The sequence below is a fragment of the Streptomyces sp. NPDC088817 genome, from assembly GCF_044750345.1.
Classification (GTDB): Bacteria; Actinomycetota; Actinomycetes; order Streptomycetales; family Streptomycetaceae; genus Streptomyces.
Genome location: NZ_JBIVJN010000003.1, coordinates 36,808 through 59,120, shown reverse-complemented (window position 1 = coordinate 59,120; position 22,313 = coordinate 36,808). Strand labels below are relative to the sequence as shown.

At 72.2% G+C, this 22,313-nt stretch carries 19 protein-coding genes; 6 read left to right on the top strand and 13 right to left on the bottom strand.

Going from position 1 to position 22,313, the window contains the following annotated elements:
* Positions 1 to 108: 108 nt before the first annotated feature.
* Positions 109 to 2,763 carry an ATP-binding protein gene (locus tag ACIP4X_RS06440; protein ID WP_391457026.1) on the top strand — a complete coding sequence of 885 codons (2,655 nt, stop codon included), beginning with the start codon at positions 109 to 111 and terminating at the stop codon, positions 2,761 to 2,763.
* Positions 2,764 to 2,862: 99 nt separating this feature from the next.
* Here the strand turns inward: ACIP4X_RS06440 and nucS are convergent, their stop codons facing one another.
* Entirely contained in the window at positions 2,863 to 3,534 is a 672-nt protein-coding gene (gene nucS / locus ACIP4X_RS06435) for an endonuclease NucS (RefSeq protein WP_358729310.1), read from the bottom strand.
* Positions 3,535 to 3,834: 300 nt separating this feature from the next.
* Between nucS and ACIP4X_RS06430 the strand changes: the two genes are divergently transcribed.
* Positions 3,835 to 4,227: an SCO5389 family protein gene (locus ACIP4X_RS06430; protein ID WP_358729311.1), complete on the top strand. Its 393-nt coding sequence runs from the start codon at positions 3,835 to 3,837 to the stop codon at positions 4,225 to 4,227.
* An 82-nt stretch (positions 4,228 to 4,309) separates the two neighbouring features.
* Here ACIP4X_RS06430 and ACIP4X_RS06425 read toward each other — a convergent pair whose 3' ends face one another.
* Positions 4,310 to 5,338 (bottom strand): LLM class flavin-dependent oxidoreductase, encoded by a 1,029-nt coding sequence (locus ACIP4X_RS06425; protein WP_391457029.1) that lies wholly within the window; start codon positions 5,336 to 5,338, stop codon positions 4,310 to 4,312.
* A 223-nt stretch (positions 5,339 to 5,561) separates the two neighbouring features.
* On the opposite strand from ACIP4X_RS06425, the gene ACIP4X_RS06420 reads away from it, so the two are divergent.
* On the top strand, positions 5,562 to 5,903 hold the full coding sequence (locus tag ACIP4X_RS06420) for an ATP/GTP-binding protein (RefSeq protein ID WP_391457030.1): 342 nt from the start codon (positions 5,562 to 5,564) through the stop codon (positions 5,901 to 5,903).
* Positions 5,904 to 5,919: 16 nt separating this feature from the next.
* On the opposite strand, the gene ACIP4X_RS06415 is transcribed toward ACIP4X_RS06420, so the two are convergent.
* The 7 genes from ACIP4X_RS06415 to mce form a co-directional block, all read right to left on the bottom strand.
* Positions 5,920 to 6,795 (bottom strand): ABC transporter permease, encoded by an 876-nt coding sequence (locus ACIP4X_RS06415; RefSeq protein ID WP_391457032.1) that lies wholly within the window; start codon positions 6,793 to 6,795, stop codon positions 5,920 to 5,922.
* On the bottom strand, positions 6,792 to 8,072 hold the full coding sequence (locus ACIP4X_RS06410) for an ATP-binding cassette domain-containing protein (RefSeq protein WP_401346955.1): 1,281 nt from the start codon (positions 8,070 to 8,072) through the stop codon (positions 6,792 to 6,794). Before ACIP4X_RS06410 ends, ACIP4X_RS06415 begins: the two co-directional genes overlap by 4 nt.
* A gap of 112 nt (positions 8,073 to 8,184) precedes the next feature.
* On the bottom strand, positions 8,185 to 8,955 hold the full coding sequence (locus tag ACIP4X_RS06405) for an ABC transporter permease (RefSeq protein WP_358729316.1): 771 nt from the start codon (positions 8,953 to 8,955) through the stop codon (positions 8,185 to 8,187).
* Positions 8,956 to 8,958: 3 nt separating this feature from the next.
* Entirely contained in the window at positions 8,959 to 9,927 is a 969-nt protein-coding gene (locus tag ACIP4X_RS06400; protein WP_391457037.1) for an ATP-binding cassette domain-containing protein, read from the bottom strand.
* 103 nt (positions 9,928 to 10,030) lie between these two features.
* Positions 10,031 to 10,966, bottom strand: a complete 936-nt coding sequence (locus ACIP4X_RS06395) for a cellulose-binding protein (RefSeq protein ID WP_358729318.1) — start codon at positions 10,964 to 10,966, stop codon at positions 10,031 to 10,033.
* A 182-nt stretch (positions 10,967 to 11,148) separates the two neighbouring features.
* Entirely contained in the window at positions 11,149 to 14,961 is a 3,813-nt protein-coding gene (gene scy, locus ACIP4X_RS06390) for a polarized growth protein Scy (RefSeq protein ID WP_391457040.1), read from the bottom strand.
* A 234-nt stretch (positions 14,962 to 15,195) separates the two neighbouring features.
* The gene (gene mce / locus ACIP4X_RS06385; RefSeq protein ID WP_358729320.1) at positions 15,196 to 15,636 is read right to left on the bottom strand and encodes a methylmalonyl-CoA epimerase; all 441 of its coding nucleotides are present in this window, start codon (positions 15,634 to 15,636) and stop codon (positions 15,196 to 15,198) included.
* A 149-nt stretch (positions 15,637 to 15,785) separates the two neighbouring features.
* Between mce and ACIP4X_RS06380 the strand changes: the two genes are divergently transcribed.
* The 3 genes from ACIP4X_RS06380 to ACIP4X_RS06370 all read left to right on the top strand — a co-directional run bounded on the left by ACIP4X_RS06380 (position 15,786) and on the right by ACIP4X_RS06370 (position 19,578).
* Positions 15,786 to 16,994, top strand: coding sequence for an acetyl-CoA C-acetyltransferase (locus tag ACIP4X_RS06380; RefSeq protein ID WP_401346949.1), 1,209 nt, complete (start codon positions 15,786 to 15,788; stop codon positions 16,992 to 16,994).
* A gap of 81 nt (positions 16,995 to 17,075) precedes the next feature.
* Positions 17,076 to 18,032 carry a methylmalonyl Co-A mutase-associated GTPase MeaB gene (gene meaB, locus ACIP4X_RS06375; protein WP_100568017.1) on the top strand — a complete coding sequence of 319 codons (957 nt, stop codon included), beginning with the start codon at positions 17,076 to 17,078 and terminating at the stop codon, positions 18,030 to 18,032.
* Positions 18,033 to 18,210: 178 nt separating this feature from the next.
* A complete protein-coding gene (locus tag ACIP4X_RS06370) occupies positions 18,211 to 19,578 on the top strand; it encodes an MFS transporter (RefSeq protein ID WP_401346946.1) in 1,368 nt (455 codons plus the stop codon).
* Here ACIP4X_RS06370 and ACIP4X_RS06365 read toward each other — a convergent pair.
* The 4 genes from ACIP4X_RS06365 to ACIP4X_RS06350 all read right to left on the bottom strand — a co-directional run bounded on the left by ACIP4X_RS06365 (position 19,484) and on the right by ACIP4X_RS06350 (position 22,137).
* The gene (locus ACIP4X_RS06365) at positions 19,484 to 19,960 is read right to left on the bottom strand and encodes a MarR family transcriptional regulator (protein WP_358729323.1); all 477 of its coding nucleotides are present in this window, start codon (positions 19,958 to 19,960) and stop codon (positions 19,484 to 19,486) included. The genes ACIP4X_RS06370 and ACIP4X_RS06365 overlap by 95 nt on opposite strands.
* A 92-nt stretch (positions 19,961 to 20,052) precedes the next feature.
* Positions 20,053 to 20,856, bottom strand: coding sequence for an AIM24 family protein (locus ACIP4X_RS06360; protein ID WP_358729324.1), 804 nt, complete (start codon positions 20,854 to 20,856; stop codon positions 20,053 to 20,055).
* On the bottom strand, positions 20,853 to 21,503 hold the full coding sequence (locus ACIP4X_RS06355; RefSeq protein ID WP_100568013.1) for an AIM24 family protein: 651 nt from the start codon (positions 21,501 to 21,503) through the stop codon (positions 20,853 to 20,855). Before ACIP4X_RS06355 ends, ACIP4X_RS06360 begins: the two co-directional genes overlap by 4 nt.
* A 1-nt stretch (position 21,504) precedes the next feature.
* The gene (locus ACIP4X_RS06350) at positions 21,505 to 22,137 is read right to left on the bottom strand and encodes an AIM24 family protein (protein ID WP_401347383.1); all 633 of its coding nucleotides are present in this window, start codon (positions 22,135 to 22,137) and stop codon (positions 21,505 to 21,507) included.
* Between the last annotated feature and the right edge of the window lie 176 nt (positions 22,138 to 22,313).

Below are 22,313 nucleotides of genomic sequence, written 5' to 3'. Positions count from 1 at the left end.
CAGCAACCCTCGAGCGGGCCCGGACCAGAAGCGACAGCGCGGTGTGCGGCAAGGCCGGGAGGGGCCGGCCGTGTCCGGCACACGACGCTTTTGGGGGGCTTGGAACCTATGGACCCGAACACCCGGGAACCCGAGGACATGGGCCATGGCGGCGACGGCCACGTGCCGGGCCGGCGCCCGCCCAGGGATTCCCTCGCATCCGACTTCGTCCAGCACGCGCCCGCACCGGCCCGCACGGCGCAGGTCGTCTCGGGCGACTTCCTGCTCACCGTCAACCCCGTGGACGGCAGCGAGATCGTGGCCTGCCCGCCCGGCGCGCACCCCGGCCGGCCGCGCAAGCACACACCGGCCGAGCGCGCCGAGCACGACCGCGGCGCGGTACCGCCCGCCCTGCCCGGCCCCGCCCCGTCCGCGCTGCCGCTCCTTGAGCGCCAGGCCGAGCGTGAGCAACTGGTACGGCTGCTCGCCCGCGGCCGCTCCGTACGCCTGACCGGACCGGGTGGCTCCGGCCGCACCAGCCTGCTCGACCTCGTCGCCGAGGACTGCGCGGACCTCGCCCCCGACGGCGTCGTCCGGCTCAACGGCTACCGCCGCACCGCGAGCGACCTGCTGCACGAACTCTTCCATGCCGTGCACAGCGCCCCGCGCTACCGGCCCGACCCCGACGAACTGCTCGCGTACGTCGGTGAGATCGGCGCGGTCGTCCTGGTGGACGACATCGAGCTCGGCGGCGGCGCGCTCGACGAGCTGATCGACGCCACCCCCGAATGCGCCTTCCTGTTCAGCGCGACCCCGGATGTGCCGGCGCCGTCCGCGGAGTCGGAGATCGAGGAGGTCGCCCTCAGCGGTCTGGACCGGGCCGGCGGAGTCGAACTCATCGAGCGCGCCGTCGGCCGTGTCCTCACCGAGGAGGAGGCCAACTGGGCCGGGGACCTGTGGTTCGAGTCCGAGGGCCTGCCGCTGCGCTTCGTGCAGGCCGGTGCCCTGCTGAGCCAGCACGACCGGTTGCGGGCCGGTACCAGCGCCGTCGAGGAGTTCGGCGTCTTCGAGGACGCGCCGCCCGCGGACGCCGTCCTCGACGAGGGCGAGGGCGACGGCCTGCCCCTGCCCTCGTTCGGCGAGGCCGCCGCGCCCGCGCCGCTGCTCGCCTCGCGGCTGAGCGCCTCCGCGCGGGCCACGCTGCGGTTCGCCGTCGCGCTCGGCGGCGAGGTGCCCCACCAGTCGCATCTGCCCGCGCTGGTCGGCGACACCCACGCCGACGCCGCGCTCGGCGAGCTGGCGAGCTGCGGCCTGATCACCCCGGCCGGCCCGTGCCACCGGCTCGCCGCCGGTGTGCTGACCCAGCTGGAGGCCGCCGGATACGGCGAGGACGCCGAGGAGCAGGCCCTCACCGCGGCCCGCCACTACATCTGGTGGGCCGGCCACCCCTCGGTCGCGCCGGAGCGGGTGTGCGCCGAGGCGGACGCCCTGCTCGCCGCGCTGGCCGTCCTGGTGCCGGTCACCGTGCCGTCCGCCGGGGGCGAGGAGAGCGCGGCCGTACTGCTCGCCCGCGCCGCCGCCCCCGCGTTCGCGGCGGGCCTCGACTGGAACGCCTGGGCGCGGACGCTGCGTTACGGCACCGAGGCCTCCCGGCTCGCCGCAGAGGTCGCCGAACAGGCCTACTTCCAGCACGAGCTGGGCATCATCGCGCTCTGCGGCGGTCAGCTCGACCGGGCCCGTGCCGAGCTGGAGGCCTCCATCGGGCTGCGCGGCGCGCTCGCCGACAGGCGCGGCACGGTCGCCGGGCGCCGCGCCCTCGCCCTGGTCGCCGACCGCTCCGGCACGCCAGTGGGCCTCGGCGCGACGGCGGGCGAGGAGGTGCCCGACGCCCGCACCGAGGAGTCGGCGTCCCCGGCCGGTGGGGTGCCCTCGCCCTTCCCGGCGCTCCAGCCGCCCGGCGCGGACGCCTCCACGCTGGTCACCCACAAGCTGTCGATCCCCGGTCCGCCGTCCGGCCCGTCCGACCCCTACGCCCCGGCCAAGCACCGCGTCGGCCTCAAGGGCCTGGCCCGGCGCAACCTCGTGGCGGCCGGCGCGGGCGCGCTGCTCGCGGCCGTCCTCGGCACCGTGGTGACGCTCGGCGCCACCTCGCAGAACGGCCCCGACACCCCCTCCGACAACGTCAACCCGTCCGCCGGCCAGGACCTGGACGACGGCAGCCTGGGCGCCGACACGCCGAAGCAGGACCGCAGCGGGGGAGACGACACCGGCACGGCCACCAGCCGTCCGACGGATCCGGACCACGGCACCGCCCCCGGCACGTCCGAGGACGCGGCGCCGGGCGGCGCCGAGCCCTCGGAGAGCCTCGGGCCGTCCGGCGACGGCACCTCCTCGGGCTCCTCGTCCAAGACCCCGAAGCCGTCGGGCTCCGCCGGATCCCCGAGCGGCGGCACCGGCGGGAAGACCGGGGGCACGGGCGGCGGCACGCCGGGCGGGAACGGCGGGAACGGCGGAGGCGGCGGAAGCCCTTCCGGCGGCTCCGGAGGCGGCCCCACGAGCGGCGGTGGCTCCTCCTCGGGCAGCAGCGGCGAGCCCACGGGCGGAACCACCGGCGAGCCCGGCGGCGACTCCTCGGGAAGTACCACCAGCCCCCCCGAAGGCACGTCCGGGGAGCCGTCGGGCGGCACCTCGGCGCCGGCGTCCGGCCTCTCGGCCGGACCGCCGGCCGACACCTCCGAGAGCGGCGCGGCACCGGAGGCGTCCGGCACCGCGACGTTCGCCTGACGCACACAGAACCGGGGGCCGGGTCCGTGTGGCACGGACCCGGCCCCCGGTGTCGTACGGGAGCGCCGCGGCCGTCCTCGGACCGGCCGCGGCCGGTTGTCAGAACAGCCGCAGCTTGTCGTCCTCGATGCCGCGCAGGGCGTCGTAGTCCAGTACCTGGCAGCCGATGCCGCGGTCGGTGGCGAGGACGCGGGCCTGCGGCTTGATCTCCTGGGCCGCGAAGACGCCGCGGACCGGGGCCAGATGGGGATCGCGGTTCAGCAGTTCGAGATAGCGGGTGAGCTGCTCCACACCGTCGATCTCGCCGCGCCGCTTGATCTCGACCGCGACCGTCCCGCCCTCGGCGTCCCGGCACAGGATGTCGACCGGCCCGATGGCCGTCATGTACTCGCGGCGGATCAGCGTGTAGCCCTCGCCGAGCGTCTCGATGCGGTCGGCGAGCAGCTCCTGGAGGTGCGCTTCCACGCCGTCCTTGATCAGCCCCGGATCCACCCCGAGTTCGTGCGAGGAGTCGTGCAGGACCTCCTCCATCGTGATGATGAGCTTCTCGCCCGCCTTGTTGACGACGGTCCAGACGCCTTCCTCCTCACCGGTGCCCTCCTTGAGCGTGCAGGGCGGGGACATCCAGTTCAGGGGCTTGTAGGCGCGGTCGTCCGCGTGGATCGAGACGCTGCCGTCCGCCTTGACCAGGATCAGACGGGGCGCTGACGGCAGATGGGCGGTGAGCCGGCCGGCGTAGTCGACGGAGCACCGGGCAATGACGAGACGCATGGTCGGCAACGCTACTGGACGGACGGCCGTGCGCGCGATTCGCCCGGGGATCTCAGGCAGGGCGGAGGCCGGGACTCCCCGTGGGTCGCCCCATTTTTCCCTGGATCACCCGTGTTCACTTGTGGCCGATTGTGTGCCCAACTAGCCCGGTCTGTATATGCATTCGCCTGGTGGGCGTCCGTTCTTGTGCCTACCGTAGTGAACGGGAGGTCGCGACCCGTGTACTCACCGTGTTGGGAGTCGCGTGCCCCCTTATCTGTCCGGCAACCCCTGTTCTTCGGGGGTGCGAGAGGAGAACCCATGTCGCTCGACGTCTCACCGGCCCTACTCGAACAGGCCGAGCGAGGCGAGGTCGACGAAGCTGACTTCGTCGACTGCGTCCGGACCTCCCTGCCCTACGCGTGGGAGATGATCAGCTCCCTGGTGGCCCAGCTGAAGGTGGACGGCGGCCAGTTCGCCGACAACCAGACGCCCCCGCCGGACGAGTACGCACGCGGTCAACTGCTGCGTGTGCTGGCGAGTGACGCCATGCGCGGCGCGCTTCAGCGGCACTTCGGCGTGCGGCTCGCCTTCCAGAACTGCCACCGGGTGGCGGTGTTCCCGCTGGACGCCTCGGTCGACGAGACGCTGGCCCGATTCACCTCGGTGCGCAGCCAGCTCCTCAACCAGTCCCCGGAACTGCGGGACTGCTGATGCCGTGAGTCGATGCTTGCCGCTCCGTCCGCAGGAGGTGCTTGGACTCAGGGGCGGCAAGCGTCCCACGACGTGCTCCCGGTCACCGCAGCTCGGGCAGTACCTCGGCGCCGAGCCGTCGCAGGTTGTCCTCCGTCGCCGCCAGATCGCCCGAGCCCTCGGTGAACAGGGCGAAGCGGGAGATGCCGGTCCGCTCGGCGGTGGCCGCGAGCCGGTCGGCGCACAGCCGCGGGGTGCCCACCGGGTGCAGCCCGCAGAGCAGTTCGGTGTACTCCAGCGGATCGCGCATCCCGCGGGCCCGGCCGTCCACGGTGACATGGGCGTCCAGACCCTGTTTCAGCCAGCCCGGCATCGCCTTCAGCAGGGTCTCCACCGCGTCCGTGCGCCGGTCCGCGATCTGGCAGACGCCCGCCGAGACATGGCCGGCGCCCCGGATCTCCTCGGCCGGCCGTCCGGCCGCCCGCGCGCACCGCTGCCAGTGGGCGACCATCTCGGCCTTCTCCTCGTCCCCGATGTGCATCCCCAGCAGCATCGGCAGCCCGCGCTCGGCGGCGAGCCGCACGCTCGCCGCGGAGGTGCAGGCGACGATCACCTCGGGACCCGCCACCGGGGTCAGCGCCTCCGACGGGCGCGGTACGACGGGGACCTCGCGGAAGGCGAACCGCTGTCCCGAGGCCGACACCGACGGCTCGCGCAGCCAGCGCACCAGCAGGTCGAGCGACTCGGGGAACCCCTTCTCGTACGCCTCCAGTCCCGTGCCGAACACTTCCAGGTCCACCCACGGGCCGCCGCGCCCGACGCCGAGCGAGAACCGCCCGCCGCTGGTCAGGTGCAGCAGCGCCGCCTGCTCGCCGAGCGCCACCGGGTGGACCGTGGGCAGCACACTGACCGCCGTACCCACCCGCAGCCGGCGGGTACGGCCGAGTAGCAGCGCGGCCAGGGTGATCGCGGACGGGCACGTACCGTACGGGACGAAGTGGTGCTCGCCCAGCCAGACCGCGTCGAGACCGGCCTCCTCGGCGACCTCCGCGGAGCGGACCGCCCGGTGCAGCGCCTCGCCTTGGCCCTGCCCGGGGAACTGGGCCGCCAGCACGAAACTTCCAACGTGCATTGCTCTTTCCTGCTTCCTCGGCTCCGACACGGAGCTCCCCCACACGGCATAACCGCGGGACACGTGCCGAGGACACGGCCTGGCGAAGAGATTTGCGGATTGTCTGCGGAATGGGTCGTCCGGGAAGGGGACTTGTGGTGTTTGGTTCTCCCCACATGCCCGCGGTGGTGCCGCGTACGCTGGAGAAGGTCCCTGTCCTCCACACAGTTTCGTGAGGTGTCCCGTGTCCCCCCGCCGCAACCGATCCAAGGGTGGAAGAGGCGTCGCCTCGTCCGGCCGGAGCGCCGAGGACGACGGCGGGGGCCGCTACGGCGGTTGGCAGTCCACCGAGAGCTGGCGGGGCGAGGACTTCAGCGTGCGCCATGTCGCGGGCTCCGCCGCCGACGGCAAGACGTACCGCTGTCCCGGCTGCGACCAGCTGATCCCCTCCGGCGTCCCGCACGTGGTGGCCTGGCCCCAGCACGCGGGCGTGGACGACCGCCGGCACTGGCACAAGGCGTGCTGGAACGCCAAGGACCGCCGCACCACACGGGTGCAGCGGTCCCGTAACGCGCCGCGGTTCTAGTCGCGGTTTCCGTCGCTCAGACGTCCCGCGTGTGCAGCAGGGCCCAGGCGCCGGCGAACGCGACGGCCGTCGCGCCCAGCAGGATCCACAGCGGGTCCCAGCCGGTCGGTCCGGAACTGGTGAGGGAGTTGGAGTAGAAGACGCTCAGCTGGCTCGGGATCGAGTACTCGAACAGGAACTCGCGCACCTTCTCCAGCGAGTGCGTGACCATGAACAGCGCGATCACCAGCGGGGCGAGCACGACACCGATCATGATCGTGATGGCGCCCGCCGAGTGCCGCAGCACCGAGCCGATGACGAGCGAGATCAGCCCGAGCAGGGCCATGAAGAGGCTGACGCCCACGGTGGCCTTGAACCACTCCGCACCGGTGGGCTGCCGGGCGCCGATGCCCTGCATCATGGCCGTCTGCGCGAGGCCGACCACACCGGTGGAGACCAGCGTCACCGTGAACGCGACCAGGAAGAACACCACCGCCTTGGCCGTGAGTACCCGCCCACGGCTCGGACACGCCGTCATCGTGGTCCGGATCATGCCGGTGCCGTACTCCGAGGCCGTGGTCATCACGCCGAGCGTGATGACGCAGATGCTGCCGAGCAGCAGCCCGAAGAAGCCCATCGACAGCATGTTCTCGTCGCCGTGCAGCTCACCGGCCACGTTGGTGACGAACATGCCGATCAGCAGCCCGATACCGACCACCAGCAGGACGAACACCCCGAGCGTCCACATCGTGGAGCGCACCGACTTGATCTTCGTCCACTCCGAGGCGATGGCGTGCCCGAGGTGCGTACGCACGACGGGGATCGGCGAGGTGTAGCCGGGGTGGGTGGAACCGGCCGCCGCCTCCCAGGCGGGCGGCACGGCCTGCGGCACAGGGGTCTGCGGCGTGCTCATCGGTCGTCCTCGGGCTTGGCGGAGTCGTCGGCGGATGCGGAGACCTGCGGTGCGGGAGAGGCGGGCCCGGTGGCCGGCGCGGCTCCCGCGTGCGGCGCGGTGGCGGGCTGGGCGGGCACCTGCGGGGCCTGCGGGGCGCTCTGCGCGTACGGGTTCACGATGCCCGCGCCCGGGGCGCCGTAGGGGCCGGGACGGCCCGCGCCCGGAGCCGCGTACAAGTTCTGGTGCGAGCCCGCGTACGGGTGTCCGGCCGGCTGGGGCGGTGGCGGCGCGTACCAGCCGGGCTGGCCCTGGCCGGGCACCGGCATCGGCGGCTCGGCGCCGGGCGGCAGGGGCTGCATCAGCCCGGCCTTCTGGTCGGTGGTGGAGCGGTAGTCGACGACCCCCTGGGTCATCCGCATGTACGCCTCCTCCAGCGAGGCCTGGTGCGGCGACAGCTCCCACAGGCGTACGTCCGCCCCGTGCGCGAGATCGCTGATGCGCGCCAGCGGCAGCCCGGTCACGCGCAGCGCGCCGTCCTGCTCGGGCAGCACGTGCCCGCCCGCCTCGGTCAGCGCGGACGTCAGCTTCTCCCGCTGCTGCGGCTCGGTGTCGGGTGTGCGGACCCGCGCGAAGTCCGCGGAGTTCGCGGAGATGAAGTCCGTCACACTCATGTCGGCGAGCAGCTGCCCGCGCCCGATGACGATGAGGTGGTCGGCGGTCAGCGCCATCTCGCTCATCAGGTGACTGGAGACGAACACGGTCCGTCCCTCCGCCGCGAGCGACTTCATCAGATTGCGCACCCAGAGGATGCCCTCGGGGTCGAGACCGTTCACCGGCTCGTCGAACAGCAGCACCTGCGGGTCGCCGAGCAGCGCGGCGGCGATCCCCAGCCGCTGGCCCATACCGAGGGAGAAGCCCTTGGAGCGTCTCCTCGACACGTCCTGGAGGCCGACGACCCCGAGCACCTCGTCGACACGGCGGGCCGGGATGCCGGAGAGCTGCGCCAGGGACAGCAGGTGGTTGCGCGCGGACCGGCCGCCGTGCACCGCCTTCGCGTCCAGCAGGGCGCCGACCTGGCGGGGCGCGTTCGGCAGCGTGCGGTACGGATGGCCGCCGATCGTCACCGTCCCCGAGGTGGGGTTGTCCAGCCCCAGGATCATCCGCATCGTCGTCGACTTGCCCGAGCCGTTCGGACCGAGGAAGCCGGTGACGGCACCCGGCCGCACCTGGAAGGAGAGATTGTGCACGGCGGTCTTGTCGCCATAGCGCTTGGTCAGGCCGACTGCCTCGATCATGCTCCGCACCCATCGAACGGTTCAGGTCAGCGGGGCACACGCCCCCCGTAAGGGTTAGGAGGATATCCGGGCGCTGACGGTTCCGCCCAAAGGAAAGTAAAAACCTGCGTGCTCAGGCGTCCCGCTTCCGCAGCAGTGCATACCCTCCCGCGAGCGCCGCGATCACCCACAGCAGCATGATCCCGAGGCCGCCCCAGGGACCGTAGGGGGTGTCGTCGCCGACCCGGGGGACCACCTGCATGATGCGGCTGCCGGCCTGGTCGGGCAGGAACCGGCCGACCTTCTTCGTCGCCGAGACATTGCCCAGGATGTTGGAGATCAGGAAGAAGAACGGCATCAGGATGCCCAGCGACAGCATCGGCGAGCGCAGCATCACGGTGACGCCCATGGAGAACAGCGCGATGAGCGTCATGTAGAGGCCCCCGCCGACCACCGCGCGCAGCACACCCGGCTCGCCGAGGGAGGTGCCGAGCGAGCCGAGCATCGCCTGCCCGAGGAAGAACGAGGCGAAGCTGGTGACCATGCCGACCACCAGGGCCAGCCCGGCGGCCACCGCCACCTTGCTCGCCAGGAAGGCCCCGCGCTGCGGGACGGCGGCCAGCGAGGTGCGGATCATGCCGGTGCTGTACTCGTTGGACACCACCAGCACCGCGAACACGATCATCGCGAGCTGGCCGAGGCCCATGCCGGCGAAGCTGACGTACGTCGGGTCGAAGGAGACCCGGTCCCGCGCGTCCATGTTGCCGAACTCGTGCTTCGACAGGGCCGAGAGCAGCATGCCGAGGGCGATCGTGACGACCGCCGTCAGGGACAGCGTCCACACCGTGGACGCCACCGACCGGATCTTGGTCCACTCGGACCTGATGACCTGAGTCGCCGCCATCGCTCAGCCCTCCTTCTCACTGTCGGCGCCCGACGGCTGGGCGGGCGCCCCTTCCGGCGCGGCCGCTCCGGTGTGCGCGTGGTACTCCACCGCACCGGCCGTCAGCCGCATGAACGCCTCCTCCAGCGACGACTGCTGACTGCTCAGCTCGTGCAGCACGACCTGATGCTGCGCGGCCAGCTCCCCGACGCGCTCCGCCTTGCCGCCCTCGATCTGGATCAGCCCGGCCTCGCCCGGCACGGCCGTGATCCCGGCCTCGTGCAGCACGTCGAGCAGACGCTCGTGCTGCGGGGTGCGGACCCGCACGTGGGAACGGGAGTTGCGCTCGATGAAGTCGGCCATGGAGGTGTCGGCGAGCAGCCGGCCCTGGCCGATGACGACGAGGTGGTCCGCGGTCAGCGCCATCTCGCTCATCAGATGCGAGGAGACGAACACCGTACGGCCCTGGGCGGCGAGGGACTTCATCAGACCGCGGATCCAGTGGATGCCCTCGGGGTCGAGGCCGTTGACCGGCTCGTCGAACATCAGGATCCGCGGATCGCCGAGCAGCGCGCCGGCGATGCCGAGCCGCTGGCTCATGCCGAGCGAGAAGCCCTTCGCCTTCTTCCGCGCCACCGGGGTCAGTCCGACGGTGTCCAGGACCTCGTTCACCCGGTGGGTGGGGATGCCGTTGCTCTGGGCGAGGCACAGCAGGTGGTTGTAGGCGCTGCGCCCGCCGTGCATGGCCTTGGCGTCCAGCAGGGCGCCGATGTACGTCAGCGGGTCCTTGAGCTGCTGGTAGTGCCGGCCGTCGATGCGGACGTACCCGGAGGTGGGCCGGTCGAGGCCGAGGATCATCCGCATCGTCGTGGACTTCCCGGCGCCGTTGGGCCCGAGGAACCCGGTGACGGTGCCCGGTCGGACGGTGAAGCTGAGGCCGTCGACCGCCAGCTTGTCCCCGTACCGCTTGGTCAACCCCTCCAGTTCGATCATGGCAGACACGCTAGAACGCCGCGAAGCTCTCCGCCACCCCTGGGGCAGAGAGCTTCGCGTTCAGCGGCGTATGTCAGCCGCGGTCGGGCCCGGCGACCGCCGTTCAGCGGGACTGCTGGGCCGGAACGCCGCGGGAGATCGGCTCGTCCTCGGTCGGCGCGCCCGCGGCGGCCACCGCGGCACCGGTGAGGGTCGCCAGCATCTCGCGCACGTTCGTCAGCTGCGCGTTGATGGAGTCGCGGCGGTTGGTGAGCGCCGCGAGCTCGCGCTCGGATTCCGAACGGATGCGGTCGGCCTTGGCGTTGGCGTCGGCCACGATGTCCTCGGCCTGGCGCTGGGCCGTCTCCACCGTCTGGCGGGCGCGGCGCTCGGCGTCGGTGCGCAGCTTCTCCGCCTCCAGGCGGAGCTGCTCGGCCCGGTGCTCGATCTCCGCCAGCCGCTTCTCGGCCTTGGCCTGACGGGAGGCCAGGTCGCGCTCGGACTGCTCGCGCCGCTTGGCGAGGTTCGTCTCGAAGTCGGCGGCGGCCTGCGCGGCCTTGGCGCGGGTCTCCTCGAAGAGGGCGTCCGCCTCCTCGCGCTTGGACTGCGCGTCCTTCTGCGCGTCGGCGCGCAGCTGGGAGGCCTCGCCCTTGGCCTTCTCGACGATCCGGACGCCCTCGTCCTCGGCCTTGGACTTGCGGTCCGCGGCGAAGGACTCGGCGTCGTTGCGAACCTGCTGGGCCGCCGACTCGGCGAGTTCGCGGTGCTGTTCGGACGCGCGCCGGGCCTCCTCGCGCAGATCCTTGGCCTCCTCCTCGGCGAGGCGGAGGATCTTCTCGACCCGCGCGCCGAGGCCCGCGTACGACGGTTCGGCGTCGCCGATCTGGGCCTGGGCGTTCTGCGTCTCGAGGTGGAGTTCCTCGATGCGCTTCTCCAGGGCGGTGATGCGGGCGAGAGCACTGTCACGGTCGGAGACGAGCTTGGAGATACGTTCGTCCACCTGAGCGCGGTCGTACCCACGCCGCACAAGCTCGAAGCCGTAGGGGGAAGTGTCGCTCATGGGGTTCCTGTCCGAATGAGACCGGTGAGGTGATAGGTGGAATCCTAGGGGCCGAAGCGGTGTGTCATCGAGCGGATACGTGTTTGATCTGGAGAATGACACCTCTTTTGGGTGGCTGACCGTCCCAAGGCTTGCCAAGAGAACGGGTCAAACCACCCAGAAGGCCGGAATCCCCCTCCAGGCTATCCGTCTGACGACTTGCCACCCGACCGGGGTGCCCCCACCGTCGCTCCCGCCTTCACCGCACCGTCCTTCCCGGCCGGCGCCTCGAACGACTCCAGTGCCTCCAGCACGTCCTGCACCCGGGAGATCTCGGTGTTGATGTCCTCGCGCCGGCGCACCAGGATCTCCAGCTCCCGCTTGCCCTCATCGACCGTGCGCCGGGCCTCGCGGACCGCCTCGGCCTTGAGCTCCTCGGCCTCCCGCACGAGCGTGGCCTTCTTCTGCTCGGCCTCCTTCAGCAGCCCCTCGGCCTTCTTCACCGCGGCGATCCGCACCTTGCCCGCCTCGGAGTTGGCCTCCGAGACGATCTCCTTCGCCTTGGACTGCGCCTTGGCGAGCTGCTCCTCGGCCGCCTTGACGAGCGCGTCGCAGCGGTCGCCCGCCGACTTCATCGTCTCGGCCGCCTCGCGGCGGGCCCGCTCGTGCAGTTCCTCGATCTCGGTCGTCAGGCGCACGCGCAGCTCCTCCGCGCGCTCCCGGATCTGCGTGGCGTCCCGGCGGGCGCCGACGAGCAGTTCGTCCGCGTCCGTACGGGCCTTCTCCACCGTGGAGTTGCCCTCGACCCTGGCCTCGGACAGGATCCGGTCGGCCTCCTTGCGGGCCGCGCCCACCATCGTGTCGGCCTGGGACTCGGCGTCCGCCTTCGTCTTGACCGCGCTCGTCTGCGCCTCGGTGAGCAGCTTGTCGGCCTCGGCCGTGGTCTCGGTGATGAGGACGTCGACCTGCTCGGCGGCCTCCGAGCGCCGCTTGTTGGCGTCCCGGCGGGCCTCGTCCAGGGTCCGCTCGGCCTCCGCCCGCGCGTCCGACCTGACCCGCTCGGCCTCGGCACGGACCCGCTCTGCGTGCGCCTGCGCGGAGCCGACCGTCTCGGCGGCGCCGGCGCGCAGCCGCTCCGCGTCCCCGGTGGCGTCCGAGATCAGCTTCTCCGCCTTGGCGACGGACTCGGCGCGGACCCGGTCCGCCTCCGCGATCGTCTCCGTCTGGAGCCGCTCCGCCTCCGAGCGCGCCTCGGAGATGAGGGTGTCCGCCTGGGTGGCCGCGTCCGTCCGGATGCGGTTGGCGTCCTCACGGGCCTCCGCGCGGGTGCGCGAGGCGTCCTGCTCGGCCTGCGCGACGGTGTCGGAGGCCTCGGTGCGCACCCGCTGGGCGTGCTCGGAGACGTCCGCGCGGATCCGCTCCGCCTCCGTGATCGCCTCGGACACGGTCCGCTCGGCGAGCACCTTGGCGGCCTCGGTCTCCTCCCGCGCCTCCCCGCGCAGCCGGCCCGCGTCCTCGCTCGCCCGCTCCCGCTCGGCGTAGGCGTCGGTGCGGACCCGGTCCGCCTCCTCCTCGGCCTCCCTGCGGGTGCGCTCCGCCGCGTGCTCGGCGGCCGAACGCAGTCCGGCGATCTCCTCCTGCGCCTGGTCGTGCAGCCCGGCGACGGAGTCCCGCACCTGCTGCGCGTGCTGCTCGGCGGCCGACACCATCTCGGTGGCGCGCCGGTCGGCCTCCTCCACCAGACGGGTGGCCTCGGCCTGCGCCTCCTCCACCCGCTTGCGCGCCGAGGCCAGCAGCTCCTCGCTCTGCTCGCGGGCCCGCTCGCGCTCCTGGTCGGCCTCGGCGCGCGCGGCACCGAGCAGTTCCTCGGCCTCGCGGCGGCGTCGGGCGGCCTCCTCCTGGGCGGCGGCCAGCGTCTCGGACGCCTCCGCGCCGAGCCGTTCCGCGGCGGCCTGCGCCTCCGCGCGCACCCGGTCCGCGGTGTCCTGGGCCTCCGTCTTGAGCCGCTCGGCCTCCGCGGCGGCCTCCGCCCGCAGCCGCACGGCGACGGCCTCGCCCTCGGCGCGGGAGGCGGACGCGTCGGCGGCGGCCTCGTCGCGCAGCCGCTCGGCCTCCGTCTCCGCCTGCTGCTGCAGCGTCCGGATGCGCTCGGCGGCCTCGGTGCGCAGCCGCTCGGCCTCCTCGGCCGCCTCACGGCGGATGCGGGAGGCATCCTCGCGGGCCTCGCCGAGCGCCTTCTCGGCGTTCGCGAGCCGGTCCTCGGCCTCGGTGTGCAGCCGGGTGAGCTCCTCGGCGGCCTCCGCCTTGCGGGCGGCGACCGCCTCCTCGGTCTCCTCGCGCAGCTCGCGCGCGGCCCGCTCGGCGTCCGCCTTGACCGACTCGGCCTGCTCGTCGGCCTCGGCGCGGTGCCGCTCGGCCTCCTTGCGGGTGCGCTCCAGGGTCTCCTCGGCCTGCCGGCGCAGCGTGGTGGCCCGCTCGATGGCCTCGGTGCGGACCTTCTCGCTGTCGCTCTGCGCGGTGCCGCGCAGCTCGTCGGCGTCGGCCTTCGCCTTGGCCAGCAGCTCCTCGGCGGACTTGGCCGCCTCCTCGATCTGCGCCACGGCCTCGCGCCGGGCCTCGGCGCGGATCCGCTCGCCCTCGGCGACCGCGTCGGCCCGCAGCTGCTCGGCCTCGCCGCGCAGCCGGCGTGCCTCCTCCTGGAGCTCGACCGTCTTGGCGCGGTACTCCTTGGTGTCGTCCTTGGCGGCACCCTTGAGCTGCTCGGCGAGGTCGTGCGCCTCGGCGCGCAGCCGGTCCGCCTCGGCCTCGGCCTCCTTGCGGATCCGCTCGGCCTCCTCGGAGGCCGCCCTGGTGGTCCGCCTGGCGTCCTCCGCCGCCTTGTTCAGCACGTCCTCGGCGGTCTTCGCCGCCTTGGACAGCTGGGTCGCGCTCTCCTCGGCGGTGATCGTACGGGCCTTCTCGGAGGCCTCCGCGACGATCTTCTCCGCCTCGGCGCGGGCGTCCGCGACCAGCTGCTCGGCCTCGGACTTGGTGGCCTCGGCCTCCTTGGTGGCCTCCTGCACCAGCCGGGCGACCTGCTCCTTGGCGGTGCGCGTGCGCTGCTCGTTGGCCGCCTCGGCGCCGGAGAGCGTCTTGGCCGCGGCCTCCTTGGCCTCGGTGACCAGCTTGTCGGACTCGGTCTGCGCCTTGCGCAGCGCCTCCTCGGCGTCGGCCAGGCGCTGCTCGGCGGACCGGCTCAGCTCGGCGGCCTGCCGGCGGGCGGCGTCCGACTCGCTGGCGGTGGCCGAGCGCAGCTGCTCGGCGTGGTCGGTGGCCTCCTGGGCCTGGTTGGAGGCGGCGTTCAGCAGCCGCTCGGCGTCCGTGCGGGCGCGGCGCAGGAGCTGCTCGGCCTCCGCGCGGGCCGCCTCGGCCTCGCCCTGCAGCCGCTGCCGTGCCTCGGCGGTCACCCGTTCGGCCTCGGCGCGGGCCGCGGCCATGGCCTGCTCGGCCTCGGCGCGCGACTCCTCCAGCAGACGCCTGGCCTGCTGCTCGGTACGGGCGCGCAGCTGCTCGGCCCACGCCACGTTCTCGTTGACGTGCGACTCGACGGTCTGCCGGCGCTCGGCGAGCTCCTGGTCGAGCTGCTGGCGCCGGTTGACCGCCTCGGTGTGCAGCTCGGCCTGGAGACGCGCGGCCTGCTCCGCGTGCTCCTGGAGGATGCGCTGCGTCTGCGTTCTGGCCTGGCTCAACTCGCGCTCGGCGTCGGCGCGGATCTGGTCCGCCTGCATCTGAGCGTTGCGCAGCAACTGCTCGGCCTGATAGCCGAGGTCGGCGCTGTCGTAGGCGGGCCGGGTCATGATGGTGCGGCGCGCCTCGTGAAGCTTGGCGCGCAGCACCTCGACCTGGTAGCCGAGGTCCTCGGCGTGCTGGATCGCCTTTTCCCGCTCGGTCTTCAGCCGATCCATCTCGGCCTCGAACCGAGAGAGGTGGTCGACGTCAGCCGCCGGCTCTCGCTCCTGGCGTTCGTAGCCCCGCACTGCGCGGTCCCATCCGTCCCCTGGTCGCAACCCTGTCCAAACGAGCTCCGTCCATCCGCCGAACGGGGCCCCCGGGAAATGGTGTCAGATCAACAGCGGAGCACGGGCTGGTGCCCCGCCGCTCGTCCCCCGAAACACGGACCCCGGCGGTCCTGTCATTCCTGACGGCAGGACCGGGTCGTCCCCGCTGGGAGGACGACCACCCCCAACCCTACCGGCCCTTATGTACGGGAGTCAGTGCTCAACCGACTCAACGGCCGCCGAAGTGACCAGTTCTGTCAGGACTCCGTGGCAATCCTTCGGGTGCAGGAAAGTGATCCTCGACCCCATCGAGCCGCGTCGCGGCTCGTCGTACAGAACGCGTACGCCCTTGTCGCGTACGGCGGCCGCCTCCGCGTCGACGTCCGCCGTACCGAAGGCGATGTGATGCACGCCCTCGCCGTTCTTCGCGAGCCACTTCGCGACGGTGGAGTCCTCGCGGATCGGTTCGAGGAGTTGCAGGTAGGAAGCCCCGCCGTCGGAGGTCTCGTTGATCTTGAGCATGGCCTCGCGCACGCCCTGTTCCTCGTTGACCTCGGTGTGGAACACCTCGAAGCCGTAGGTGGACCGGTAGAACTCGACTGTGGCGTCGAGGTCGTGGCAGGCGATTCCGATGTGGTCGATTCGCGTCAGCATGGAATCAGTGCAGCGCCACCGGGATGGTTACGCAACGTGCGCGCGATCACACCGACGGCCCGATGACGGGGCGGAGCACCGCTCAGTACATTCGAAGTAAACCCTCGTTCACTCCTCGGCCGCGCAGGCCGGTAAGGGGATCGCAGCTCATGTCTTCTGGAACTTCCGGTACGACCGGCTCGGTGATCGTCGCGGGCGCGCGGACGCCCATGGGGCGGCTGCTGGGCTCGCTGAAGTCCTTCTCGGGAGCCGACCTCGGCGGCTTCGCGATCAAGGCCGCCCTCGACCGCGCGGGGATCGGGGGCGACCAGGTGCAGTATGTGATCATGGGCCAGGTGCTCCAGGCCGGCGCGGGGCAGATCCCGGCCCGCCAGGCCGCGGTCAAGGCCGGCATTCCCATGAGCGTTCCCGCGCTCACGGTCAACAAGGTCTGCCTGTCGGGCCTGGACGCCATCGCGCTCGCCGACCAGTTGATCCGTGCGGGTGAGTTCGACGTGGTCGTGGCCGGCGGCCAGGAGTCCATGACCAACGCCCCGCACCTCCTGCCGAAGTCCCGCGAGGGCTACAAGTACGGCGCGGTGGAGATGCTGGACTCGATGGCCCACGACGGCCTGACCGACTCCTTCGAGGGCATCGCCATGGGCGCGTCGACGGAGCACCACAACACCCGCCTGGGCATCGGGCGTGCCGAGCAGGACGAGATCGCCGCCCTGTCCCACCAGCGGGCCGCCGCGGCGCAGAAGAACGGCGTCTTCGAGGCCGAGATCACCCCGGTGGAGATCCCGCAGCGCAAGGGCGACCCGGTCCTGTTCAGCAAGGACGAGGGCATCCGCGGCGACACCACGGCCGAGGGCCTGGCCAAGCTGCGCCCGGCCTTCGCCGAGGACGGCACGATCACCGCCGGCTCCTCCTCGCAGATCTCCGACGGGGCCGCGGCCGTGGTGGTGATGAGCAGGGCCAAGGCCGAGGAACTGGGCCTGGAGTGGATCGCCGAGATCGGCGCCCACGGCAACGTCGCGGGACCGGACAACTCCCTGCAGTCCCAGCCCTCCAACGCCATCCTGCACGCCCTCAAGAAGGAGGGCCTGGAGGTGTCCGACCTGGACCTCGTCGAGATCAACGAGGCGTTCGCGGCCGTGGCCGTGCAGTCAATGAAGGACCTCGGAGTGTCCACGGAAAAGGTGAACGTGAACGGCGGCGCCATCGCCCTGGGTCACCCGATCGGGATGTCCGGCGCCCGTCTCGTGCTGCACCTGGCGCTGGAGCTGAAGCGGCGCGGCGGCGGTGTCGGCGCGGCCGCGCTGTGCGGCGGCGGCGGTCAGGGCGACGCGCTGATCGTCCGGGTGCCGAAGGCCTGAGCCGGGCGGCGCCCGACCGACCTCATTCGTAGGACCTCCCGTACGCCGACCGCGTACGGGGATCACGTGAACGGAGCTGTGATGCAGGACGTCTCCTCTCTGGTGGCCCAGGCCAGGGAAGGCCGGCCGAGGGCCGTGGCCCGGCTGATCTCCCTGGTGGAGGGGGCGTCCCCGCAGCTGAGGGAGGTGATGCGGACGCTGGCGCCCCTGACCGGCAACGCGTACGTCGTCGGTCTGACGGGCTCCCCGGGCGTGGGCAAGTCCACGTCCACGTCCGCGCTGGTGACGGCGTACCGCAAGCAGGGCAGGCGGGTCGGCGTCCTGGCCGTCGACCCGTCCTCGCCGTTCTCCGGCGGCGCGCTGCTCGGCGACCGGGTGCGGATGTCGGAGCACGCCTCCGACCCGGGCGTCTACATCCGCTCCATGGCCACCCGCGGCCATCTGGGCGGGCTCGCGTGGGCCGCCCCGCAGGCGATCCGCGTCCTGGACGCGGCGGGCTGCGACGTGATCCTGGTCGAGACGGTCGGCGTCGGCCAGTCGGAGGTGGAGATCGCCTCCCAGGCCGACACGTCCGTCGTCCTGCTCGCCCCGGGAATGGGCGACGGCATCCAGGCGGCCAAGGCCGGCATCCTGGAGATCGGCGACGTCTACGTGGTCAACAAGGCCGACCGGGACGGCGCGGACGCCACCGCCCGCGAGCTGAACCACATGCTGGGCCTCGGCGAGGCCCGCGGCCCCGGCGACTGGCGCCCGCCCATCGTCAAGACGGTCGCCGCGCGCTCCGAGGGCATCGACGAGGTCGTCGAGGCACTGGAGAAGCACCGGGCCTGGATGGAGGAGCGGGGCGTCCTGGCCGAGCGCCGCCGCGCCCGTGCCTCACGCGAGGTGGAGACCATCGCGGTCACGGCCCTGCGCGAACGCATCGGCGACCTCCACGGCGACCGCCGTCTCAGCACCCTCGCCGAAAGGATCGTCGCCGGCGAACTGGACCCCTACCAGGCGGCGGACGAACTGGTGACGGGCCTGACCGAGGGCTGATCCCGGCCTCGTCCGGAAACTCCGTGGCCCGTCACGGCGCGTATCGCTAACCTGATCCGCATGTTCCTCCTCATGGCATAGACCGCGCACCCGCGCCGCGTCCCGCACCGACGACCGACCGTCGGGGGACGCGGCGCTCCGGTGTCCCGTCCTGCTGCCCTCACGTGAGGAACCACCCGTGTCCGCGCCCACTTCGTCGCGCCCCGCCCTGCCCGCGCGGCCCTCGTACGCCGCCGTCCTGCGCGTCCCGCACGCGCGCCGCACCTTCGCCGCCGCCCTGACGGCACGCCTGTCCTACGGGACGGTGTCGCTCTCGGTGATGCTGGCCGTCACCCGGGCCACCGGGTCGTACGCCGTGTCGGGCGCCGTGATGTCCCTGTTCGGCGCCACGTCGGTCTTCCTGATGCCCCTGCGGGCGTCCCTCGTCGACCGGTACGGGCGGCGCCGCGCCCTGCTCCCCATGGCGGTGCTCTACGGCGCTCTGCTGTGCGCCCTGGCCGTCCTGACCTGGGGGCCCGGCGCACCCGCCGCGGCCGTCGCCGCGGCCGCCGCCCTCGCGGGCGCCTGCGCGCCCCCGCTGGGCCCCACCATGCGCGCCGTGTGGTCCGAACTCGTCGCCGACCGGGGTCTCCTGCTGCGCGCCTACAGCCTGGACGGTGTCGCCGAGGAGCTGCTGTTCGTCTCGGGCCCGGTCCTCGTCGGCGTGCTCGTGGGCTTCGCGCCCCCGGCGTCCGGCATCCTGCTCAGCGCGCTGCTGGTCGTCGCCGGCACCTGTGCCTTCGTCACCTCGCCGGTGATGACCGGCTCCCGCCCGGCGCCACGGCGGGAGAGGTCCCGCGGCCGGCTCGCCGGGCTCCGCGGCCTTCTGCCGCCGGTCGCCGTGGCCGCGGGCGTCGGCCTGGCGCTCAGCGGGGTGGACCTGCTGGTGATGGCGTTCGCCGCCGGGAGGTCGTACGACACGGCCGTGGTGCCGTGGGTCCTGGGCGCCCTCTCGGCGGGCAGCGCGGTGGGCGGCCTCGTCAACGGGGCGATCGACTGGCGCACCCCCGCCCGTGTGCGTCTGACCTGGTTCGCGGCGGGCCTCGGCCCCGTGATCGCCGCGGCGGGCCTCGCGCCCGGCCTGTGGACCCTGGCGGCGGTCATGGCCTGCGCGGGTGCGTTCATCGCTCCGGCGCTGACCACGGCGTACCTGCTGGCCGACGAGACGGCGGCGGAAGGCTCCCGGACGCGGGCCGGAGCGTGGGTGAACGCGGCGGTGAACGCCGGTGGTTCGGGCGGGGCGCTGGTGACGGGACTGCTGATCGGCGCCCTGCCGGTCGGGGTGTGCTTCCTGCTGGCGGGCGGGACCTCCGTGGCGGCGGCGCTGGTCGCGGGACCGTGGCGGCGCCGTCAGGGGTGTTCCGTCCGCCCGGCTCCGGGACCCCGGAGCCGGGCGGACGTCGCGACCGGGCTCAGGGACGTCCCCGCTGCCCCCGCAGATGCTGGGCGATCGGCTTCAGGGCCTTGTCCAGTTCCGTCAGGGTCTCGTGGTCGAGCAGGTCGATGAAGTGCCTGCGGACGGATGCCACATGATGGGGGGCGACCTTCTGCATGATCTCCATGCCGTGGTCCGTGAGGACCGCGTAGAGGCCGCGGCGGTCGGACTCGCAGTTCTCGCGGCGGACCAGGTTCGCGTTCTCCATGCGGGTGATCTGGTGGGAGAGGCGGCTCTTGGACTGGAGCGTGGCGGACGCGAGGTCGCTCATGCGCATCCGCACGTCCTCCGACTCGGAGAGATTCACCAGGATCTCGTAGTCGTTCATCGTCAGGCCGAACGGCTGCAGGTCCTTTTCGAGCTGGTACGTCAACAGCCTGTTGACCTCCAGGTGGGTGCGCCAGGCGCACTGCTCCGCATCGGTCAGCCAGCTCGTGGCCGTCTCGGTCTCCATGAATGAAGTCTACCTAAGAAGTTGAAAGGCGAACTAGTGAGGGTGATGTGACGGCGTGCACGCGTTCGACGTCACACTCCGCAGACTACCGCTCACACACCGAAGCGACGCTGGAGATCTCCCAGCTGTCCGGGAAGGCGCTGTTGGCCGGCCTGCTGTCCACGGGTTCCGGACACCCTTCCCCCGCCGGGTACCCCCGCCTCGTCCGGCAGCACCCCCGCCGCCAGTTCGGCCATGAGGCTCTCGCTCGACTGGAGCAGCACCGTACCCGCGCCCACGAACTCGAACTGGTGCTCCTCCCCGGAGACCGGTCCGAGGCCCGTCATCGAACGCAGCCCGCCCAGTACGCCGGTCAGGTACCCGTGGTCGTAGTGATGGCACGGGGACGGGCAGTCGGCCCAGCCGACCAGCGCCTGCGGGTCCACGCGGATCGGGGGTTCCATGAACACCACCGGCCCGTTGGACGCGGCCACGAACTTGCCGGTTCCGATGAGGGTCAGGAAGCCGGGCACGATCGACTGCTTCAGCGAGAGACTTGGCTGAAAAGCGAGCAGATTGCCGGAGCGAATGGTCAGATTGCCGTCGTCCAGGTCGAAGGAGTTGACATCGAAGGCCCGGTCGGCGAGCAGCATCCGGCCCGAGCCGTCGGCCACCACCCAGTCGCTCGCGTGCAGAGGCGAATGGAACGACGTACGGGTCAGAACGTCCAGGGCGCCGTGCCCGATGCCGTTGAACCCGATCGACCCGTAGTAGGCGATCATCTTCCCCTTCTGCAGGAACCACTGGCTCCCCTTGAGCTCCACGCAGAAGGTGTACGGGTTCACGTTGTCGTCGGCCGGCAGGGTCGACGGGTCGTGGACCACCGGCCCCGTGCCGGGGGTTCCGTACGCGCTCACAGCTTCTCCTCCGAGGCCTGGACGTACACCGTGCCGTTGCCGCTCAGTTCCAGCTGGAAACCCTCACCGGAGCCGCGGCCCACCATCTCGCGCCAGCCCAGCGCGGTGGACAGCTTGTTGCGGATGTCGCCGTGGTGGGCGACGTAGGCCTGCGGGTCGACGTGGACGGGGCGTTGCGGGGTGACCGGCACCTCGAAGACGCCGCCGTGCGCCATCACGGCCACCGAGCCGTGTCCCTGGAGGGTCGTCGTGAACAGCCCCTGGCCCGTCGCCTGGCCCCGCACCAGGCCCATGACCCCGCCCTGCGAGCCCATGAACATCGTGCCCTGCTGAAGCGTGCCCTCGAAGGCGAGCAGGCGGTCCGCCTCCACGTACAGGGTGTCGCCCGTCATCTCGATCACGTGCACATGGTGGCCGCCGTGCCCGAAGAGCACCGTGCCGTTGCCCTCCACGGTCATCAGCGGGGTCGCCTCACCCGCCACCCGGCGCCCGATCATCGACATCAGACCGCCCTGACCGCCCTGGATGTTGGGCGTGAACGCCACGTCGCCCCGGTACGCGAGCATCGCGCCGCGCTGGCTGAACAGGCGCCGGCCGGGCACGACCGGCGCCTCGACCATCTTCGAGTTGATCTCCCGGAAGGTCATCTCACAGGTCCCCCGCGATCGTGTTCCGCTCGCTGGGCTGGACGTACACCAGCCCGTCACCCTCGAACCGGATCTGGAAGGCCTCCCCGCCGCCCTCCCCGAGGAACGTGCGGAAGGTCACCCCGGACTGGAAGGTCTGCCGGACGTTCCCCTGGTGCGCCACGTAGGCGCCGGGGTCGACGATCAGCGGGTACTGCGGGCTGACCCGGAGCACCACCGCCGGCCCGTCCGACATGATCGCCGCCTGCCCGTGCCCCTCGACCGTGGTCGTGAACAGTCCGTTGCCCTGCGAGGCGCCGCGCAGCCCGGTGAACGTCGTCCCGGTGCGCAGCCCCGCGTCCGTCGCGAGCAGGTTGCTCGACTCGACGTACAGCTTGTCGCCCTGGAGCCGGACCAGATTGATCTCGGCCGCCCGGTCCGCGAACCAGCACGTTCCCTGCCCCCGCACCTCCATCACCGTCATCTGCTCGCCGGTGAGCCGCCGGGTCACCATGCCGCGCAGCCCCTCGCCACCCCCGGTCAGCCTCTTGAAGGCCATCTGTCCGTCGTACGCGACCATCGAGCCGTTCTTCGCCTTCACGGCGTCACCGGTCATGTCGACGGCCAGCACCCTGCTGTCTTGAAGTCGGAACATCGCCACGGAGCGAAGGTAGCGGCGGACGGGGGAGCCCGACAGGGCCCGCGGGAGGACAACGACCCTGATTCACGCCCTTACGGGACGACAGCACCCACCCCCTGCCCGGACCCGGCTCCCGGGTTTGCCACAATGGACGAACGTTTGTGCTCGCATTCACAAGCCGGCCCGCGACA

Excerpts from the sequence above, each read along its gene's own strand:
- ACIP4X_RS06440 (WP_391457026.1), top strand. The coding sequence starts at position 109 with ATGGACCCGAACACCCGGGAACCCGAGGACATGGGCCATGGCGGCGAC.
- nucS (WP_358729310.1), bottom strand. The coding sequence starts at position 3,534 with ATGCGTCTCGTCATTGCCCGGTGCTCCGTCGACTACGCCGGCCGGCTC.
- ACIP4X_RS06430 (WP_358729311.1), top strand. The coding sequence starts at position 3,835 with ATGTCGCTCGACGTCTCACCGGCCCTACTCGAACAGGCCGAGCGAGGC.
- ACIP4X_RS06425 (WP_391457029.1), bottom strand. The coding sequence starts at position 5,338 with ATGCACGTTGGAAGTTTCGTGCTGGCGGCCCAGTTCCCCGGGCAGGGC.
- ACIP4X_RS06415 (WP_391457032.1), bottom strand. The coding sequence starts at position 6,795 with ATGAGCACGCCGCAGACCCCTGTGCCGCAGGCCGTGCCGCCCGCCTGG.
- ACIP4X_RS06410 (WP_401346955.1), bottom strand. The coding sequence starts at position 8,072 with ATGATCGAGGCAGTCGGCCTGACCAAGCGCTATGGCGACAAGACCGCC.
- ACIP4X_RS06405 (WP_358729316.1), bottom strand. The coding sequence starts at position 8,955 with ATGGCGGCGACTCAGGTCATCAGGTCCGAGTGGACCAAGATCCGGTCG.
- ACIP4X_RS06400 (WP_391457037.1), bottom strand. The coding sequence starts at position 9,927 with ATGATCGAACTGGAGGGGTTGACCAAGCGGTACGGGGACAAGCTGGCG.
- ACIP4X_RS06395 (WP_358729318.1), bottom strand. The coding sequence starts at position 10,966 with ATGAGCGACACTTCCCCCTACGGCTTCGAGCTTGTGCGGCGTGGGTAC.
- mce (WP_358729320.1), bottom strand. The coding sequence starts at position 15,636 with ATGCTGACGCGAATCGACCACATCGGAATCGCCTGCCACGACCTCGAC.
- ACIP4X_RS06380 (WP_401346949.1), top strand. The coding sequence starts at position 15,786 with ATGTCTTCTGGAACTTCCGGTACGACCGGCTCGGTGATCGTCGCGGGC.
- meaB (WP_100568017.1), top strand. The coding sequence starts at position 17,076 with ATGCAGGACGTCTCCTCTCTGGTGGCCCAGGCCAGGGAAGGCCGGCCG.
- ACIP4X_RS06365 (WP_358729323.1), bottom strand. The coding sequence starts at position 19,960 with ATGGAGACCGAGACGGCCACGAGCTGGCTGACCGATGCGGAGCAGTGC.
- ACIP4X_RS06355 (WP_100568013.1), bottom strand. The coding sequence starts at position 21,503 with ATGACCTTCCGGGAGATCAACTCGAAGATGGTCGAGGCGCCGGTCGTG.
- ACIP4X_RS06350 (WP_401347383.1), bottom strand. The coding sequence starts at position 22,137 with ATGTTCCGACTTCAAGACAGCAGGGTGCTGGCCGTCGACATGACCGGT.